12 protein-coding genes are annotated in these 17,411 nt (G+C 70.2%); 6 read left to right on the forward strand and 6 right to left on the reverse strand.

From position 1 onward, the window contains the following. Positions 1-276: 276 nt before the first annotated feature. Positions 277-4,683, reverse strand: coding sequence for a S8 family serine peptidase (locus ACQP03_RS19435; protein WP_363661393.1), 4,407 nt, complete (start codon positions 4,681-4,683; stop codon positions 277-279). Positions 4,684-4,973: 290 nt separating this feature from the next. Between ACQP03_RS19435 and ACQP03_RS19440 the strand changes: the two genes are divergently transcribed. After that, positions 4,974-5,528: a winged helix-turn-helix domain-containing protein gene (locus tag ACQP03_RS19440; protein ID WP_357133199.1), complete on the forward strand. Its 555-nt coding sequence runs from the start codon at positions 4,974-4,976 to the stop codon at positions 5,526-5,528. A gap of 178 nt (positions 5,529-5,706) precedes the next feature. Next, positions 5,707-7,263, forward strand: a complete 1,557-nt coding sequence (locus ACQP03_RS19445) for an OFA family MFS transporter (RefSeq protein ID WP_357133197.1) — start codon at positions 5,707-5,709, stop codon at positions 7,261-7,263. A gap of 37 nt (positions 7,264-7,300) precedes the next feature. On the opposite strand, the gene nrfD is transcribed toward ACQP03_RS19445, so the two are convergent. From nrfD to ACQP03_RS19465, 4 genes are all read right to left on the reverse strand, one after another. Then, positions 7,301-8,251, reverse strand: a complete 951-nt coding sequence (gene nrfD / locus ACQP03_RS19450) for an NrfD/PsrC family molybdoenzyme membrane anchor subunit (protein ID WP_357133195.1) — start codon at positions 8,249-8,251, stop codon at positions 7,301-7,303. Then, a complete protein-coding gene (locus ACQP03_RS19455; protein WP_357133193.1) occupies positions 8,248-9,291 on the reverse strand; it encodes a 4Fe-4S dicluster domain-containing protein in 1,044 nt (347 codons plus the stop codon). Before ACQP03_RS19455 ends, nrfD begins: the two co-directional genes overlap by 4 nt. A 3-nt stretch (positions 9,292-9,294) precedes the next feature. Further along, the gene (gene fdh / locus ACQP03_RS19460; protein WP_363661394.1) at positions 9,295-12,570 is read right to left on the reverse strand and encodes a formate dehydrogenase; all 3,276 of its coding nucleotides are present in this window, start codon (positions 12,568-12,570) and stop codon (positions 9,295-9,297) included. Positions 12,571-12,717: 147 nt separating this feature from the next. Then, positions 12,718-13,509: a PrsW family intramembrane metalloprotease gene (locus ACQP03_RS19465; RefSeq protein ID WP_357133189.1), complete on the reverse strand. Its 792-nt coding sequence runs from the start codon at positions 13,507-13,509 to the stop codon at positions 12,718-12,720. A gap of 59 nt (positions 13,510-13,568) precedes the next feature. Between ACQP03_RS19465 and ACQP03_RS19470 the strand changes: the two genes are divergently transcribed. Beyond that, positions 13,569-13,952: a low temperature requirement protein A gene (locus ACQP03_RS19470; RefSeq protein WP_363661395.1), complete on the forward strand. Its 384-nt coding sequence runs from the start codon at positions 13,569-13,571 to the stop codon at positions 13,950-13,952. 113 nt (positions 13,953-14,065) lie between these two features. Then, entirely contained in the window at positions 14,066-14,476 is a 411-nt protein-coding gene (locus ACQP03_RS19475) for an NUDIX hydrolase (RefSeq protein WP_357133185.1), read from the forward strand. Between the two features lie 42 nt (positions 14,477-14,518). Here the strand turns inward: ACQP03_RS19475 and ACQP03_RS19480 are convergent, their stop codons facing one another. Next, positions 14,519-15,079 carry a dihydrofolate reductase family protein gene (locus ACQP03_RS19480; protein ID WP_357133182.1) on the reverse strand — a complete coding sequence of 187 codons (561 nt, stop codon included), beginning with the start codon at positions 15,077-15,079 and terminating at the stop codon, positions 14,519-14,521. A gap of 126 nt (positions 15,080-15,205) precedes the next feature. Here ACQP03_RS19480 and ACQP03_RS19485 point away from each other — a divergent pair, with 126 nt between their 5' ends. Both ACQP03_RS19485 and ACQP03_RS19490 read left to right on the forward strand, forming a co-directional pair. Further along, positions 15,206-16,225, forward strand: a complete 1,020-nt coding sequence (locus tag ACQP03_RS19485) for an RNA polymerase subunit sigma-70 (RefSeq protein WP_363661396.1) — start codon at positions 15,206-15,208, stop codon at positions 16,223-16,225. An 18-nt stretch (positions 16,226-16,243) separates the two neighbouring features. Beyond that, positions 16,244-16,957, forward strand: coding sequence for a permease-like cell division protein FtsX (locus ACQP03_RS19490; RefSeq protein ID WP_357169391.1), 714 nt, complete (start codon positions 16,244-16,246; stop codon positions 16,955-16,957). Positions 16,958-17,411: the final 454 nt, after the last annotated feature.

The raw sequence follows: 17,411 nt of genomic DNA on the forward strand, positions 1-17,411 counted from the left end.
GTAGCTCTGCGGCGGATTGACGGCTCGCGGTCTCTCCGGCCGCCACCAGCGCGGTCGGGGACGGGGTGCTGAGCGGCGGCGGTAATGCTGATGAGCGTGATGCCGGTGAGTCATCTAGATGACTCACCGGCATCACGCTCATCCGGGTGGTGTCGCCGTCGGTCGCCTGGCGTGGCGGTCGCGAAGACGCGCGGCGTGGCACTGCGTGAGCCGGTTAAGGCCGGCCCGCCTGGTCGAGGACCAGGCGGGCCGGATCACTGCGTCAGCGCTCCGGGGTCAGCACCGGATCGGCGCCAACCCGAAGTTCTCCACCGTGGGAGTGGTGGTGCTGATCTTCGTCTGACGGGTCTGGGGCTTCCAGCCGTCCTTGGCGACGATCAACGTGAGCGGGTTGTTCCGGCGGTCCATCCAGTAGGCGTAGTTACCGGCGGCGTCGGTCGCGAAGGTGAACGACATCGCCCACGAGTCGACCTGCACCACCGCACCGGCGATCGGCGCGGTCGCGCCCGCGCAGCTCGTCCCGGTCACCGTACCCATCAGCTTGCCCCAGGTCTTCGGGGGCGTCACGATCATGGTCACCGCCACCGGCGGCACCGAGTACGGCGTGTTCTCCCGGATCGTGACTCCGGCCGAGTAGGTGCCCGGCTGGTCCACGTTCGCGGTCAACCCGACGGTGACCGTGACCTTCTCCCCCGGCGCGAGGGTGGCCGTGGTCTTGTCGATCGTCATCCAGCTGACGTCGGCCGCCGCCTCGGCGCACCCCTCGAAGCCCGGCAGCGCCTCGCTGTCCGGCGCCGCGTCGAAGCTGCCGGACGAGCCACCGATCTTGTAGAAGCCACACGCCGCGCCACCCCGGTACCGGGCGGTGTTGGCGTTCGGCAGGTTCGACCACGAGCTGGTGGCCGGGTCGAAGGCGAAACCGGCGTTGGTGATGGCGCCGCCCTGCGAACCGCCCACGACCAGCAGCTTGCCGCTGGCCACCGCGTACGAGCTGGCCCAGTTGTCGGTCGGCGCGTCCGCGATCGCGGTCCAGGTGTTGGCGCCCGGGTCGTAGGCGTAGCTGGCCTTCTGCGCTGCGGTGCCGTCGTTGCCACCGGTGCAGTAGAGGACGCCGTCGATCCCGCCGCAGGAGGCGAAGGCCACCGACTTCGGGTAGTTGGCCACCGTCTCCCAGGTGTCGGTGCCGGGGGTGTAGCGGACCACGGTGTTCGACATCGGCACGCAGGCCGCGGTCGTGCACCCGCCCACGGCGTAGAGCTTGCCGTCGACGACCGCCTGCCCGGCCGCGGCCCGTGGCGCGGGGTTGTCGGCCAGCTCGGTCCAGGTGTTGGCCGCCGGGTCGTACGACCAGGTAGCGGCGTCCGGACCGGAGTCGCCCCAACCGCCCGTTGCGATGATCTTCCCACCGACCACGCCGACGGTCAGCGCGTTGCGGGCGCCGGGAAGGTCGGCGGCAGCCGTCCAGGCCTGCGCGACCGGGTCGTAGGCGTAGGTCTTCGCGGTGGAGGCGGTTCCGTCACCACCACCGATCGAGTACACCTTGCCGTCCAGGGTGACCACCCGGTTGTCCATGATGTTGCCCGGGTAGTCGGCGATGTCGGTCCACGGCGCGGCCTGCGGACCGGCCGCCGCGGGCGTCGCCGTCGCCGCCTTGCCGGACGACCTGGCCGCGACCGACGTCGGGACCGTCAGCCGTTGCTCGGCCGCACCAGCCGCGCCGAGCGCCTGCTGCCGGGTCACCCGCGAGCCGTCGGCCCGCAGCAACTCGAAGCCGTCGTCCCGCTCACCGAAGGCGACCTCCACGGGCGCGCCGCCCGTGTTGGTCACGGTGAACGTCCTGGTCGCCTTGCCGCTGGGCATCTGGAGCGTCGCGCTCAGCGCGGCGGGTGCCACCGACAGGCGGCCGGCCGCGAGGACGAAGTTCGCGGTCGTCGCCCAGTCAGGCTCGACGTCGACCTGCTTGCTCTGGCTGACGTAGCTGCCGGCCGTCGCGGTGAACTTGTGGGTACCGGTGAGCGTCGAGTAGATCCAGTAGAACCCGTCCGGCAGCCCCGGGTCGTCCGGGGTCGCCACGGTCACCGCCTTCTCGGCGGGCCGGTCGTTGCTGGTGACGGTGGCGCCGTTGAGGTAGCTGTCGTCGTTCTTGTCGCGGACGTTGCCCACGACCAGGCCGCCGTCGACCGGCACGCAGGTGACCTGGCTGCCGATCAGGACGTTGTCGACCTCCCACCACCAGTCGTACTTGGCGTCGTAGTAGTGGAACCGCACCTGGACCTGTGACTTGCCGGCCGCCTGCGGGATCGGGATCTCGGTGAGCTTCGGTCCCCGGACGTCGGTCTCCTGCCGCAGGACGTTCGTCCAGGTGGCGCCCCCGTCGATGCTCAGGTCGACATCGGCGGTGTCGTCGTTGAGCTGGTTGAAGTCCTGGTTGAACCGGATGACCGGGGCGCTGACGGCGGTCAGGTCGACAACCGGGCTGACCAGGGAGCTGTCCTGGGTCTTGCCCGCGCCGTAGTCGTCACTGTCGATCATCGCGAAGTTGCCGGCGCCCCCGGTCAGGTTGCCCCGGCCACCGTCGTCGGTGAACTTCCACACCTGGCCGCCGCCGACGTTGTCCACCACCGACCAACCGGCCGGGGTGGTCGTCGCGTCGAAGGTCTCGTACTCGCCGTCGGAGCCGAACGTGTAGCCGGGGGCTGTCGTGCACCTGGTGGTGTCCACCGGCACCGCGACGTTGGCCGTCACGTTGCGGGTGCCGACCACGACCTCCTTGGTGACCTTCTGGTAGCCCGGGTACTGCACCTCGTACGTCAGGGTGTACGTCTGCCCGGCCGGCACCGTGATGCTGTAGCGGCCGTTCGACGGGGTCGTGTAGTCGTACACGCCCGCCGGGCCGCTCACGGTCACCTTGGCGTACAGCGGCCAGCCGTGGCCGGAGCCGTCGGTGACCGAGCCGGTGACGTTGACGCGCGGCACCGCCGTCAGGGCGACGTCGAGCGTCGTGGTCGTGCGGTTGGTGACCGTCGCCGTCTTCGTGGCGCTGCCGTATCCGAACGCGGACACGACGACCTGGTAGTCACCGGTCGGGAGGAGGGTCGAGTACGTGCCGTCGGCGCCCGTGGTGATCTCGCGCGAGGTCGGGCCGGTGAGCGTCAGGGTCGCGCCGGCGATCGGGGCGCCGGTGGCCGCGTCGGTGACCGTGCCGGCCAGGGTGCCGACGTCGCCGGTGGGGGCGGCGTTGAGCAGCGCGAGGGCGTCCAGCCGGCCCTCACCCCAGACGTTGTTGTCCGCGGCGGTGCCACCGCACTGGTCGTCGGCCTTGTCGATCGCGGTGCCGTTGAGCAGCGCGCGCGTCGCGTCGACGTCACCGACCAGCGAGGGTGCCGCCGAGTACAGCAGGGCGATCGCGCCCACCAGGTGCGGTGCGGCCATTGACGTGCCGCTGGCGGTGCCGTACCCGTTGCCGGGGACGCTCGACCGGACGTTCACGCCGGGCGCGGAGATGTTGGGCTTGATCTCGCCGTTCTGCCCGACGCCCCGGGCCGAGAAGCTGGCGATGTTGTTGTTGACGTCGTACGCGCCCGCCGAGTAGTTGCTGGCCAGGCTTCCCGGCGAACCGCTGGTCTGGCACGCCGGTCCGCTGTTGCCGTTGGAGAACACCCCGAAGATGCCCGAGGCGGCCCAGGCCAGGGTCACGTCCTCCATGAACGGCTCGTTGGACGGCAGTCGGGTGCCCCACGAGTTGTTGATGATGTTGGGGCGCTTGCTGGCGTCCGGGTTCTGGCCGTTCGAGTCGGTCGGCTCGAGCATCCACTGACCGGATTCGATCAGCGCCTCGTCGGTGGGGCAGCAGCCGTTCGCCGCGATCCACTTGACGCCGGGCGCGACACCGATCTGGTTCGCGCCGGCGGAGCCGGCCATGGTGCCCATGGTGTGCGTACCGTGGCCGTCGTCGTCGCAGGGCGCGCCGTCGCACGTCCCGGCGGCGTCGAACCAGTTGTAGTCGTGGTCGAACGTGCCGTCGCCGTTGTTGCCACGGTAGGAGTTCACCAGGGCCGGGTGGTCGTACTGCACACCGCTGTCGATGCTCGCGATGGTGACGCCATCGCCGGTGACGCCGTACTGGGACCAGACGTCGTCGGCGTTGATGTTGGCGACGCCCCACTCGACCGCGTTGACGGTCTTCTCGTCGGTCCCCTTGGTCAGTTTCGGCAGCTCGTAGGCGACCGGGGCGTAGAGGCCCTCGACCTCGCTGCGGGCGGCGAACTGCTGGGCCATCGCCAGGGAGCCGCTGTTCACCTTGATGGCGTTGGTGGCCCAGAAGCTCTGGTACTTCGTACCGGAGCTGTCGAGTTCGGCGCGGACCTTGCTCTGGCTCCCGGCGGCGCTGTCCCGCAGCGCCTGCGCCACGGCCGCGCCCCGCTTGGTCCAGTCCTTGATGGCGCTGGCCTTGCTCAGGTCCGCGCGGTCCTTGAACCGAATCCAGAAGTCCCCTGCGCTCTTGGCCTCGAACTGCTTGGCGAGTTCCGGCCGGATCTTGTCCCCGACGGCGGTACCCGTCGAGCCGGGCGCGGCCTGCGCCCCGGAGCCGAAGCTGGCCAGGCACGTGGCGGCGAGGACCAGCGCCGCGCCGGCGCTTACCGCCGATCTGGCCGTGCGTCTCCATTGTGGACGTCTGAACATCGGTGCCGCCTTCCTCAGAACGACCCAGGGGTGTACGTGGGCCATGGTGGGAAGTGCACGAGATCCACTCGACGGAACCGAGCGAACGGACCCCTTCATGCCTCCCCCATGCACCGCGCGGGTCACGCCGGTTGCCCGAGTGGACACTATGATCGAGAGGAAAGGACGATCAAGAACTTGCTGTGAGCATCTTGTCGCTACCGGTTGCCCTGCTGGTGACGCGCTTGCCAAACATTGTCAGGACCATGACGATAGGTGGGCAGGGATGCCCATCGATTCCAGGCGGTGCGGTGGCGGAGACCGACGACGCGGCGTTGGACGGGGGCGACCCGGCCGACGAGGAGTTTCCGCTGCTGATCGCGGTAACGCCGTCACCGCGCGAGCGCATTCGACTCGCAGAGCGGCTCGACGGCGTCGCGCCGCTGCTGCTGGTGGCCGACCTCGACGAGCTGCGCCGGCTGATCGGAGCGCCGCAGCAGCGGACCGGGCCGCCGAGCGAGCCGTCGCCGGGCCGTCCGCCGACGGCCGAGTCCCACCCCGCCCTGGTCGTCGACTCGGCCCGCTCCACCGCCCGCTACGCGGCGCGCGAGGTCGGCCTGACCCGGTTGGAACATGACCTGCTGATCTGCCTCACCACCGAGCCGGTCCGGGTGTGGAGCTACGCCGAGCTGCACCGGTCGGTGTGGCACGACGAGGGGCGCGCACAGCGGGCGGACGTCCAGTCCCTGGTGAAGCGGCTGCGGCGCAAGCTGGTGGTCCTCGGCACCGGCGCCACGATCGAAGTGGTCCGTGGCGTCGGGCTGCGGCTCACCGACCGGCAGGACCCGCGGATCGGGCGTGCCTGACTGCCGCCTGATTCAGGCAGTTCGTCAGCACGGGCCGACCGCCACGGCCCGGGTCAGCGTGTTTTCCCGTATCCGGGAGGAGCGCCGTACGGGCACGTAACGTGAACTACAGCCGATCAACGGCGAACGCCGGACGCGCCCGCCGCCTGCCCGCTCAGCCGCAGGAGGTGAGAGTTCCATGCTGTCGGTATTCGATCCCCGGCACACCGTCGCTCCCCCGGGATACAGCCGCTGGCTCATCCCGACCGCGGCGTTGGCCGTGCACGTGTGCATCGGTCAGGTCTACGCGACGAGCGTCTACAAGAACTCGCTCATCGCGCACTTCGACGCGAGCCAGACGGCGATCGGGGCGATCTTCAGCATCGCCATCGTCATGCTGGGATCGTCGGCGGCGGTGGGCGGCCGGTGGGTGGAGCGCAACGGCCCGCGCCGGGCGATGTTCGTCTCCGCCTGCTTCTGGGCCACCGGCTTCCTGGTCGGCGCGCTCGGCATCGCGACCCAGCAACTCTGGCTGCTCTACCTCGGCTACGGCGTCATCGGCGGCATCGGACTGGGCATCGGCTACATCTCGCCCGTCTCCACGCTGATCAAGTGGTTCCCGGACCGGCCGGGACTCGCCACCGGCCTGGCGATCATGGGGTTCGGCGGTGGCGCTCTGGTCGCCGGTCCACTCGCGCGCCAACTGCTGTCGCTCTACGACCCCGACTACAACCCGGCCAACCCGGCGGCGGTGGCGTCCGGGTCCGCCCTCGTGGGACTGTTCGTCACGTTCGGCATCGGCTACTTCGTGATCATGATGTTCGGTCCGTTCAACGTGCGGGTGCCACCGCCCGACTGGCGGCCCGCCGGGTTCGACCCCGATCGGGTCGCGGCCCGACCGCTGGTGACGAGGGCGAGCGTCTCCGCGTCCAACGCCGTACGCACCCGCTCGTTCTGGCTGCTGTGGATCGTGCTGTTCTGCAACGTCACGGCGGGCATCGGCATCCTGGAGCAGGCCAGCCCGATGATTCAGGACTTCTTCCGGGACAACGGGTCCACCGCCGTGTCGGTGTCGGCGGCGGCCGGCTTCGTGGGTGTGCTGTCGCTGTTCAACATGGCCGGCCGGTTCGTCTGGTCGACGACGTCCGACGTGATCGGCCGCAAGCCGATCTACCTGGTCTACCTCGGTGTCGGCATGGTGCTCTACGCGCTGCTAGCGGTGGCCGGGCACGCGGCGACGGCGCTCTTCGTACTGATCGCCGCTCTGATCATCTCCTTCTACGGCGGCGGCTTCGCCACCATGCCCGCGTACCTGCGGGATCTGTTCGGGACCTTCCAGGTCGGCGCCATCCACGGGCGGTTGCTGACCGCCTGGTCGGCGGCGGGCATCGCCGGCCCGCTGATCGTCAACCGGATCCTCGACACCCAGGGCAAGCCCGGGACGCTCACCGCGTCGGCGTACCGGCCCGCTCTGTTCACCATGGTCGGCGTGCTCGCCATCGGCTTCGTCGCCAACCTGCTGGTCCGTGCCGTCCCCGACCGGTTCCACGAGCCGGACCGGGGGTCGGCCTCGCCCGTGGCCCGGGCGAGCGTCACCGAGCCGGTCGCCCTCGGCCCGCAGAGCACACCACCCGTGCCCGAACACGTCGGCGATCAGACCGGGCGGCTCTGGCTGTCGTGGCTGCTCGTCGCGGTGCTGCTCGGCTACGGCATCGTCGAGACCGTCAGCACGGCCGCGAAGCTCTTCACCGGCTGAGGCGGCCGGAGCGGCCGGCGCTCACCGCGCGGGGCGGTCAGCGCCGGCCGGCGCCGGCGAGGCGTTCCCGCTGGGGTACGACCGTGTATCTCGGATCGCGCGCGGACACCGATCCGGCCTCGAAGATCCCGAACCGGGTGGCCACCGACGAGGCCACCAGGGCCGCGCCGGAGAGCACCGACAGGAACCGGCTACGTCGGGAGAGCAGCGCGGCGACCGCGCCAACGCTGATCAACACGTTGCCCGCCCGGACCAGGCGACCGCTGTGACCGCTGCGGTAGGGCTCGCCCGTGACCGGCAGCCGCTCCATCCGGTGACCACCGACCAGCTTGAGGGCCGCGCCGGCGACGGCGAGCCGGCGCAGCGGGGCGGTCTGGGCGGGGGGCGCCACGATGAGGCCGACCCCGGCGGCCGCGACGAGCGCGCTGCCGCCGAAGACGAACGGCAGATCGGGGTACGCGTCGTGCCAGGCCGGTACGGCGGTGTCGGCGAGCAGGACCCCGGTGTACGTGGCCAGTGCCGGAGCGGTGGCCGCCGCGGCGAGACCGGCGATGTCACCGACGCCGGGCGCCAGCCGACGGGCGAGGCCCAGCACACCGTGCCGTGGCAGCCGTGGCGCGAGTTCGGCGACCGCGGCCACCCCGGCGGCCGGGCCGAACGCGGTGAGGATCCAGGTGCCCATCGACATGGGCGAGGTCGGTTTGGCGACCCGGAGCATGTGGTGGAACCGCGCCGGCCGACCGAGGTCGTGCACCAGCAGGTACGCGCTGGCGAGGGTGCCGCCGAGAGCCGTCCAGCGGCCCACCCGGCGCAACTCGGGACGTCCGGTCAGTTGGGCGCCCGCGCCGATCAGGGCGCCGCCGGCGGCGAGGCCCCCGGTGAACAGGTATCCGGCGATGTCGCGCTTCCACACCGGCGCCTTGAGGATCGGCCGACCGTAGTAGGAGCTGAAGTCGGCCGGTGGCACGGTCAGCTGCTCGCGCGTCATGACCGCCTGCCGAGGAACGCGCCAACCGTGACGGCGGCCATCGTCAGGGCGGCGATGCCGGCGTGTTTCCACATGGCCGGTAGGTCCCGGGTGGTCACCACCGGGTCCGGCGGCAGCCCGTACACCTCGGGCTCGTCCAGCAGCAGGAAGAACGCCCCGTCACCACCCACACCATCGTCCGGGTCGTGCCCGTACAAGCGGGCCTCGGGAACACCCCGGCCGTGCAACGTCGCCACCCGCACCGCCGCCCGCTCCCGCAACTCATCGAGGGGCCCGTACTGGATCGACTCCGTCGGACACGCCTGCGCACACGCCGGCGTCATCCCCACACCCAGACGGTCGTAACACAACGTGCACTTCCACGCCCGACCATCACCCTTACGCTGATCAATCACCCCGTACGGACACGCCGAAATGCAGTACCCACACCCATTACAGATGTCCTCCTGCACCACCACCGTCCCGAACTCCGTCCGGAACAACGACCCCGTCGGACACACATCCAAACAAGCCGCATGCGTGCAGTGCTTACACACATCCGACATCATCAACCACCGAAAATCACTCCGACCCTCCGCGCCAGAACCACGCCCCGGCGGCTGCGCCCCCGGCATACCCAGGAACTCCGGGCCGCCCGACATGCGGGTCGCCGCAGCGGGCTCGCCAGGTGCCAGACCCGGGTCGGTGCCGGTGTCGGCGGCGGTCCGCGCCCCGACGGCCGCCGTCGCCGGGCTGACCGCCGGCCCGTCCGGGTACCCGGCGAACGCCGGGGTGGTCCCACCGAGTGGGCGCGGCTGCTCCACGAACGCCACATGCCGCCACGAGTTCGCCGTCAACGCACCCGTGTTGTCATACGACATCCCCAACAGATCCAGACCACTTCCCGGGACGTCGTTCCACTCCTTGCACGCCACCTCACACGCCTTACACCCGATACACACACTCGTATCGGTGAAGAACCCCATCCGCTGCGGCGCGTCCACATAACCCGCGTCCGGCGCCGGATCGAGCGGCCCGTACAGGGCGTTGGCATGCGGCATCGCTCAGTCCTCCTGGTCGCTGCTGCTGTCGGCGACGTCGGTCGTGACCAGCGGCGGATAGCGGTGGCTCAGGTTGCCCGACCGTCGCCGGTAGTCCAGGACAAGATCCAGCAGGTCCTGTCCTCTCGGTCGCCGGCCGGGCCGTACGTCGCACGTGCCGACCTTGCTCTCCTGGATGAGGACGTTGGGGTCGAGGGTGATGCCGAACAGGTCGTTGGCCGAGTCGCCGGTCACCAGACCCTCGAACCCGAAGTGGTACGGCAGCCACACCTGGTGCAGGATCCGACCGTCAACCCGCAGGGGTGTCACGCGGTCGGTCACCAGGACCCGTGCCTCGATGGCCGCGCGGGTGGTGACCAGGTGCGCCCAACCCAGGTGAGTCAGTCCCCGGTGCGCGGCCAGCTCGGGCGACACCTCGACGAACATCTCCGGTTGCAGCTCGGCGAGGTGCGGCACGGTCCGGCTCATGCCGCCGGCCGTGTGGTGCTCGGTGAGCCGGCTGACCGTGAAGACGTACGGGAAGACGTCGCTGTGCTGCTCCGGTGGGCTCGGGTTGAGGTTGTTGATCGGATGGATGTAGACCTTGCGGGTCGGGTTGGCCTGCTGGCGGTAGAGCGGGTTGCGCACCGGCGACTCGACCGGCTCGTAGTGGGTGGGCAGCGGCCCGTCCAGGACGCCGCTGGGCGCGTACAGCCAACCCTTGCCGTCGCCCTGGAGGATGAACGGGTCGTCGCCCGCGATGCCCGCGACGCCCGAGGTGTTCGGCGGGGGCCGGTACGAGGGCGCCTTGGTCTTCTCAAAGTCCGGCACGTCGTAGCCGGTCCACTCGGATTTCTCCGCGTCCCACCAGACGTACTTCTTGCGTTCGCTCCACGGGCGGCCGTCCGGGTCGGCGGAGGCACGGTTGTAGAGGATGCGCCGGTTCGACGGCCAGGCCCAACCCCATTCGGGCGCCACCAGGGACTGTTCCGCGCCGGGCTTGCGGCGGGCGGCCTGGTTGACGCCGTCGGCGTACACCCCCGTGTAGATCCAGCAGCCCCCCGCCGTGGAGCCGTCGTCCTTCATCTCCGTATAGCTTGCCAACGGTCGGCCGGTCGTCACGTCGTACCCGTTGATCTCGCGCAGCACCGACTCGGCGCTGGGCTCCGCGTGCGGACCGTGCGTGGGGTAGTCCCAGGTGAGGTCGAGCAGCGCCCGGTCGCGCGGCAGCGACGAGCCGGCCAGCTTCTCCCGCAGTCGGCGGCCCAGGTGGTAGAAGAACCACAGCTCGGAGCGGGCGTCGCCCGGCGGCTCGACGGCCTTCTCCCGCCACTGCAACAGCCGCTGGGTCTGCGTGAACGTGCCCTCCTTCTCCACGTGCGACGCGGCGGGCAGGAAGAACACCTCGGTGCGGCACTCCCGCGGCACGATCTCGCCCGTCTCGATCTCCGGACCGTTCTTCCAGAAGGTCGCGCTCTCGATCATGAACAGGTCCCGCACGACCAGCCAGTCGAGGTTCGCCATGCCGAGACGCTGCGCCCGGCCGTGCGCGGACCCGACGGCCGGGTTCTGACCGAGCAGGAAGTACCCCTTGATCTTCCCGTCGATCATGTCCAATACCTGCTGGTACGTGCCGTGGTCGCCGGTCATCCGGGGCAGGTGGCCGTAGCAGTAGTCGTTCTCGGCGGTGGCCGCGTCACCCCAGTACGCCTTGAGCAGGTTTACCCCGTAGGCGCGCGCGTTGCCCCAGAAGCCCTTCTGCTCGGGATGGGCGATGCTGCCGATCCACTCGTCGAGGGTCGGGTGGTCGGCGTGGTGGGGCATGGGCAGGTAGCCGGGCAGCAGGTTGAACAGGGTCGGGATGTCGGTCGAGCCCTGGATGCTCGCGTGCCCGCGCAACGCCATGACCCCGCCACCCGGACGGCCCACGTTGCCCAGCAGGAGCTGGATGATCGCCCCGGCACGGATGTACTGCACGCCCACGCTGTGCTGCGTCCAACCCACCGAATAGACAAGCATCCCGGTGCGTTCCCGGCCCGAGTTCTCCGTCCACGCCCGCGCCAGCTCCAGGAACTTCTCCTGGGGAATACCGCAGACCCGCTCCACCATCTCCGGCGTGTAGCGGGCGTAGTGCCGCTTGAGGATCTGATAGACGCAGCGCGGATGGTGCAACGTCTCGTCCCGCTGGGTCTGCCCACCCACCGGTGCGCCGTGCGACTCGTGCTCCAGCCCCGCCGCCGTCTCCCGTTGCGTCTCGGTGTCCCGGGTGGAGATGTTCTCCGGGGCGCCCTCGTACTGCCAACTGCTCTGGTCGTAGCTGGCGTTGGCCTCGACGAAGCCGGAGAAGAGCCCGTGCAGGTCCTCGGTGTCCTGGAAGTCGTCGGTCACGATGGTGGCGGCGTTGGTGTAGGCGAGGACGTACTCGCGGAAGTCCAGCTCGTTGTCGAGGATGTACCGGATCACCCCACCCAGCAGGGCGATGTCGGTGCCCGCCCGGATCGGCAGGTACGCGTCCGCCACCGCGCTCGTGCGGGTGAACCGCGGGTCGACGTGGAACACCTTCGCGCCCCGACGCTTGGCCTCCATCACCCACTGGAACCCGACCGGATGCGCCTCGGCCATGTTCGAACCCTGGATGATGATCACGTCGGAGTTCGACAGGTCCTGCTGGTACTGGGTGGCGCCGCCGCGACCGAAGCTGGTCCCCAGACCGGGGACGGTGGCGGAGTGTCAAATACGCGCCTGGTTCTCGATCTGCAACGCCCCCATCGCCGTGAACAACTTCTTGATGAGGTAGTTCTCCTCGTTGTCCAGCGTCGCCCCACCCAGGCTGGAGATCCCCAGCGTCCGGTGCAACGGCCGGCCCTGCTCGTCCACGTCCTCCCAGGTCTCGTCCCGGGCGGCCAGGACCCGGTCCGCGATCATGTTGAGCGCCGTGTCGAGGTCCAGGTCCTCCCACTCGGTGCCGTACGGACGGCGGTAGCGGACCGTCGTCTGGCGCAGCGGACTCGTCACCAGGCTCTTGCTCGCGGACCCCTTGGGACACAACCGACCGCGCGAGATCGGACTGTCCGGGTCACCCTCGATCTGCGTGACCTGCCCGTCGGCGACGAAGACCCGCTGACCACACCCCACCGCGCAGTACGGACACACCGACCGCGCGACACTCTCGGCGGTCTCGGTGCGGGCGGTCAGCGACCGGGATCGGGCCGACTTGGCGGCGGCGCCGCGACCGAGCGGGTCGGTGCCGCTGAGCTGGCGATAGAGCGGCCAGCTCTCGATCCAGCGGCGCACCCCCATCGCTGCACCTTCCCGACGAAAGACCCAAAATATGAATACTCCGACAGTAGCTGAGCGGACGGGCCCGCCGCAGCGAGATCAGCAGAGCGATGCCTCCCCCGGCCGGGTCACGGCGGCCGAGGGAGGCATGGTGGACGGGGTCGTCGACTACGGATGCCCGGCGGCCAGATGGTCGCCGAAGGTCCGGTAGCGGCGCAGCTCCCAGAGCAGCCAGCCGATGCTGACGATCGCCACGGCGACGAAGACGAACGAACCGGTGAAGGTGTCCCAGAGCGTGTGCAGGACGACGACGCCCACGAAGGTGCCCAGGAACCCGAACAGGCGGCGGACGCTCGGGGTGGCCAGCAGCGCCCACAGCGCGCCGGCGGTGAGCCCGGTCCAGGCGGTGTGCCCGGCGGGCGCGGTCAGCCCCCGGATGAACAGGGTCTGCTCCACCGCGCCGATGTTGCCCTTCGAGCTGAGCAGGGCGGTGAAGGCGTACCCCATCGTCTCCAGCGCGGCGAAGCCCATGCCGGCCGCCACGCCGATGACCAGACCGTCGGACGGCACCCGACGGCGATGCTGGGCCAGGGCCGTGAACAACAGCACCACGGGGACGATCAGCTTGGCCGACTCCTCGATCAGCGCCACGAACAGCATGGGCAGCCCACCGAGGCCGCGCAGGGTGTCGTACTCCAGGGTGCCGGCCACCACCGTGCCGATCACCCCACCGAAGAACGCCGACGTCACCAGCACCGACGCCGGCACCTGCCACCGCCCGGTACGGGCCTGGGCGAACGTCAGGAACGTCAGGGGCGCCAGGGTCGCGCCGAGCAGGATCAGCGCCGGCACGAAGTTCGGATTCTGGGTGCGGACCAGGGTCCGCAGCACCGCCACGTAGAGGATCAGCCCGACAAGGAGGACACCGACCCACGCCCACCGGCGAGAACGATCACGCATACCGGGGAGTCTGGCGGATCCAGGTTACGAAGACCAGCGCGGGTGCTGAGATGACTGCGATGAATCGCCACGCACCGCAGCGGCCACTGCTGCGCGACCGCTGGCCCACCCCGAGCCGGCTCGGACATGAGCGGGGAGCGGCCCTGGAGATCACCGCCACCCACATCGCCGAGCGTTACCGGCAGGTCTTCATCATCGCGCTCGGCGAGATCATCCTGGCCATGGGCATTACCTTCACCGCCACCAGTTCCTACGGGTTCACGCCCCGTCGTACCGTGGCGCTCGTCCTCGCCTTCGTCCTGGCCGCCCTGTCCCCCGTTGCGGTCCACCTGCCGCCGGAGGTGCCATTGGCCTTCACGACGCTCGTCCTCGCGGCGCTCGCCGCCGAGGACACGGCGCGCGGCCGGCGCAGCCCTCCGAACCAGGCGATGCCACCCGCCTGACAGCGGCCCAGCGTCCACCGCAAGCCCTGCCGGTCACGGTCACGGCGGACGCGGTGGGCAGCAGAGCGGAGGAGCGGCGTGACAGGAGTCGGGCAGGGTGAAATGGTCTCGTGGTGGCCACCTACGACGTCGCCCTCGTTCTGCTCGTCGATCCGTCCGGAGCCGTGCTCATGCAGCATCGCGATGAGCACGCGCCCGTCTCGCCGAACCAGTGGAGCCTTCCTGGCGGCCACGTTGAGCCCGGCGAGTCGCCCGAGCAGGCGGCCCGCCGCGAGCTGCTGGAGGAGACGGGCCTGACAGCCGGTGAGCTGCACCTGCTGTGGAGCGGTCCACGTCCGTACGAGGCCGCTTTTCCCCACACCGTGACGGTGCACGTGTTCCGTGGCGCCACCACCGCGCGGCAGAAGGACGTGGTGCTCGGCGAGGGGCAGGCCATGGTCTTCGTGCCGCGCGACGAGGTGTTCGATCGTGAGCTGGCGGTCTCGACCGTGGCGGCGCTGTCGATGCACCTCGGGGACGCCTGATCCAGGGTTCGGCCAGGCATCCCCGAGGCTCTGGAACGGTGCTCAGCGCTCGCGGCGCAGCACGGTGAACGCGCCTGCCTCGACGGCTTCCACCTCCTTGAAGCGAAAGTCGGCCCGCGCCCCGGGCGCGAACAGTCGCTCGCCCGCACCGACGATCGTCGGGAACGTGATCAGCCGGTACTCGTCGATCACGTCCGCGGCCGCCAGCGTCCGGACCAAACTCAGGCTGCCGATCACCACGACGTCGCGCCGCGTCCGCTCGTCCGCCGCCCAGGCCACCGGGTCGCCGTCGATCGGGGCCGAGTTCGACCAGGCCGCCGCGTCGATGCCGGTGGTGGTCGCCACCCGCTTGGGCACGGCGTTCATCAGCGAGGCGTAGCCTCCATCGCGTTTCGGCCACAGTTGGGCGAAGTGCTCCCAGGTGCGCCGGCCGTAGAGCTGGACGCCCTGCTCCATCCGGGCGCCGAGGCGGAACTTGTCGTCGCTGACCGGCCCTGGCCCGTACCGGAACGCCCACCCACCGTGGTCGGTGCCCCAGCGCCCGTCCGGGTCGGAGACCACGCCGTCCAGCGTGGCGAACTGAATGACGATGATGTCGCCCATGCGGATTCCTCCCGCCGTGGCGGTCCACCGCGGACCGCTCCTACCGCACACCTACCGACGCCGCGCCCCGAACTCATCGGCCTCGGCTGGGAAATCTCGACGGTGGTGCGGCGTACGCTCTGCGGTGTGGTCGAGGCGGCGGCGCAGGACCGGGACGAACGGTACGAGGCGTACCGCGCCGACCTGCTGGCGCACTGCTACCGGATGCTCGGCTCGGTCGACGAGGCCGAGGACCTCGTGCAGGAGACGCTGCTGCGCGCCTGGCGGGCGACCGACCGGTACGACCCGCAGCTGTCGTCGCTGCGCACCTGGTTGCACCGGATCGCGACGAACGTCTGCCTCACGGCGCTGGCGGGACGCGCGCGCAGGCCGCTGCCGAGCGGGTTGGACCCGGCCGGCGATCCGGAAGCCCCGCTGCTCCCCCGCCTCGACATCCCCTGGTTGCAGCCGTTCCCCGATTCGCGGCTCGGCGATCCCGCCGACGCCGTTGAACAGCGGGCGGGTCTGCGGCTCGCCCTGGTCGCGGCGCTGCAACTGCTGCCCGCTCGACAACGCGCGGTGCTGGTGCTGCGGGAGGTGCTGCAACTGTCGGCCGTGGAGGTGACGCAGATCCTCGGCGGCAGTGTGGCTTCGGTGAACAGCGGTCTGCAGCGGGCCCGAGCGACGCTGCGGGCCGCCGGTCCGACGCTGGAGGAGTTACGCGAGCCGGCCGACCCCGACGAACGTGCCGTGGTCGAGCGCTATCTGGCGGCGTTCGAGGCCGCTGATGTGCCCGGTCTGGCCCGCCTACTCGCCGACGACGTCGTGTTGGAAATGCCTCCGGTGGCGCTCTGGCTCGCCGGCAGATCGCACTATCAGCGTTTCCTGGAACGCGTCTTCGGCATGCGGGGGACGGGGTGGCATCTTCTGCCGGTGGCGGCGAACAGCTCCACGGCCCTGGCGGCCTACGCGCCCGACCCGGACACCGGTCGCGTCCGCGCGCACTCGCTCCAACTCTTCAGCGTGACGGACGGCCTGATCCGGCGATGCGTGACGTTCGTCGACCCGGCGCTGTTCGGCCTCTTCGGACTCCCGCCCACCCTGCCCTGCCGTGCACCGGTGCGGCAGGGGCATCGGCCGACAATGGACGGCGGCGCCCGCGAATGATCGTTACGATCTCCGCCCATGCGTCGCCTCGCCCCAGCCCTGGCACTGGTCCTCCTGCTCGCCGTGTCCGCCTGCACCTCGAAGCCCCCGAAGCCGGCGGAGTTCACGAAGGTCGCCCTGACCGTCTTCCTGGAACACGACATCACGGCGGACCGGAAGACCACCGTGGAACAGCGGCTGAGGTCGATGCCCAGCGTCGAACAGGTGACGTTCGAGAACCGCGAGCAGGCGTACGCGCGAGAGAAGGAGGCGCTGAAGGACAGCCCCGACCTGTTGGCGGAGATCAAACCGGAGTACCTGCCGGAACTGTTCCACGCCACGGTCACCGACGCGCCGATCGCCGAGGCGGTCGAGCTGGTGATGGCCGACGTCGCGGGCGTCACGGATGTCGTCCTCAAGGTCGCGGACGTCGATCCCCTGCCCTCGCGGATCGGCATCGTCGTCCGGGTGAAGCCGACCGTGACCGACGGGCAGCGGACCGCCGTGGAGCAGGCGGTACGGGCGCTGCCGACCGCCCGGTCGATCGCCTTCGAGGACCGGGCCGCCGCGTACGAACGTCTGCGTGAGCGCTGCCAGGGCAAGGGCGACCTGACCACGCAGCTCGATCCGCAGATGGGACACGAGTCCTGGCGGTTCGAGATGCCCTTGGACAAGAAGGGCGCGGGAGTGTCCGAGCTGAGGAAACTCGACGGCGTCGACACCGTGCAGCTCGTTCCGCTGGCGATGCTGTAGCCACGTACCGCCCTCGACAAGGCTGCGAAATGGGTTGTTGGTGTGGCGACGCGGGCCTACCGTCGTGGGGCACTTCCCGGTGCGCAGGCAACGGCTACTTCCGCTTCAAACGGGGAGACGGGGGTTCGAATCCCACCGCCACTTCGGGTGGCGTCGACCAGCGGCCTAGGTCACCTTGGCCCGCGAGGGCCGGTCGCCGTCGCCGCTTCGATCTCGGGAGGTGCGCTCGCCGCACGCCCGGTGCGACGGATACGGCTACTTCTGGTAACGGCCCGGCAAGGGCCTGCGGTTCGAACCCGCGAAGCCGTGTCCACCTTTGATCTCGGGCGTGCGGCGCGTACGCAGGGCGCTCGTAACGTGATCACAAACTCCGTTGCCCGCCCGGCGCCACCGCCGCTACGGTCGTGACCGCACTTCCCGGTGCGTAGGCGACGGTTACATCTGGAGGGGTTCC

The sequence above is a fragment of the Micromonospora sp. CA-248212 genome, assembly GCF_050948405.1.
Lineage (GTDB): Bacteria > Actinomycetota > Actinomycetes > Mycobacteriales > Micromonosporaceae > Micromonospora.

Coding starts and splice junctions, on each gene's coding strand:
- ACQP03_RS19435 (WP_363661393.1), bottom strand. CDS start 4,683: ATGTTCAGACGTCCACAATGGAGACGCACGGCCAGATCGGCGGTAAGC.
- ACQP03_RS19445 (WP_357133197.1), top strand. CDS start 5,707: ATGCTGTCGGTATTCGATCCCCGGCACACCGTCGCTCCCCCGGGATAC.
- nrfD (WP_357133195.1), bottom strand. CDS start 8,251: ATGACGCGCGAGCAGCTGACCGTGCCACCGGCCGACTTCAGCTCCTAC.
- ACQP03_RS19455 (WP_357133193.1), bottom strand. CDS start 9,291: ATGCCGCATGCCAACGCCCTGTACGGGCCGCTCGATCCGGCGCCGGAC.
- ACQP03_RS19465 (WP_357133189.1), bottom strand. CDS start 13,509: ATGCGTGATCGTTCTCGCCGGTGGGCGTGGGTCGGTGTCCTCCTTGTC.
- ACQP03_RS19470 (WP_363661395.1), top strand. CDS start 13,569: ATGAATCGCCACGCACCGCAGCGGCCACTGCTGCGCGACCGCTGGCCC.
- ACQP03_RS19480 (WP_357133182.1), bottom strand. CDS start 15,079: ATGGGCGACATCATCGTCATTCAGTTCGCCACGCTGGACGGCGTGGTC.
- ACQP03_RS19490 (WP_357169391.1), top strand. CDS start 16,244: ATGCGTCGCCTCGCCCCAGCCCTGGCACTGGTCCTCCTGCTCGCCGTG.